This window comes from Oleiphilus sp. HI0061 (assembly GCF_001635675.1).
The window spans coordinates 1-934 of the sequence record NZ_LWFE01001570.1; the positions used below are offsets into that span (position 1 = coordinate 1).

The 934-nt window shown below is 43.8% G+C and carries 2 protein-coding genes; both read left to right on the plus strand.

The annotated features are described in order from the left end of the window. On the plus strand, positions 1 to 379 hold a 379-nt coding region (fabZ, locus tag A3735_RS24525; RefSeq protein ID WP_068638809.1), incomplete at its 5' end, for a 3-hydroxyacyl-ACP dehydratase FabZ. Beyond that, positions 379 to 934 (plus strand): acyl-ACP--UDP-N-acetylglucosamine O-acyltransferase (lpxA, locus tag A3735_RS24530; RefSeq protein WP_068638811.1); only part of this gene is annotated, 556 nt, incomplete at its 3' end. The genes fabZ and lpxA, both read left to right, overlap by 1 nt.

Here is a 934-nt window from a genome sequence, read left to right on the forward strand (position 1 = left end):
GGATCGAGTTACAGAGGTTAAAGCCGGAGAATGGATCAAGGGCTTTAAAAATGTGACGGTAAACGAAAACTACTTTCAAGGACATTTCCCTGATCAACCAATCATGCCTGGTGTGCTTGTGCTGGAGGCACTAGCGCAGGTTTCAGGCATACTCGGCTTTATTACGACTAACAAAAAGCCAAGTGAAAACTTAATACACTATTTTGCCGGAACAAATAAAGCGCGCTTTAAAAGGCCAATTGTTCCGGGCGATCAACTGGTACTAGAATCTCATTTGATTGCAGCAAAGCATAACATCTGGAAGTTTGACTGTACTGCATATGTAGATGGTGAGGTTGCTTGTATTGCAGAAATTATGACAGCGGAGCGAGAACGTTAATGACAATCCACCCTGATGCCAAAATCCATTCAGACACTAAAGTTCACCCTCAAGCAATAGTAGAAAAGGGGGCAATAATTGGTGCTGGTGTGGAAGTTGGTCCTTGGTCGTATATTGGTGAAGGTGTCGAGATAGGGGAAGGTTCACAGATACTTTCTCATGTGGTTGTTAAAGGGCCGACAACGATTGGTCGGAATAACAAGATCTTTCAGTTCGCCAGTGTTGGAGAAGAGTGCCAGGATAAAAAATATGCTGGAGAGCCTACCCGATTAATTATTGGCGATAATAATATTATTCGTGAAAACTGTACTATTCATCGCGGTACTACTCAGGACCAGTCGGAAACGATCATTGGTAGTGATAACCTCTTCATGGCTTATGTACATGTAGCGCATGACTGTGTTATCGGTGATAACTGTATTTTTGCTAATAGCACAACCCTGGCGGGCCATGTTCATGTTGCAAGCAATGTGATTTTGGGTGGCGGAACGATGGTTCATCAGTTCTGTAAGATCGGGGCGCATAGTATGAGTGCTGGCGGGAGTATTGTTCTAC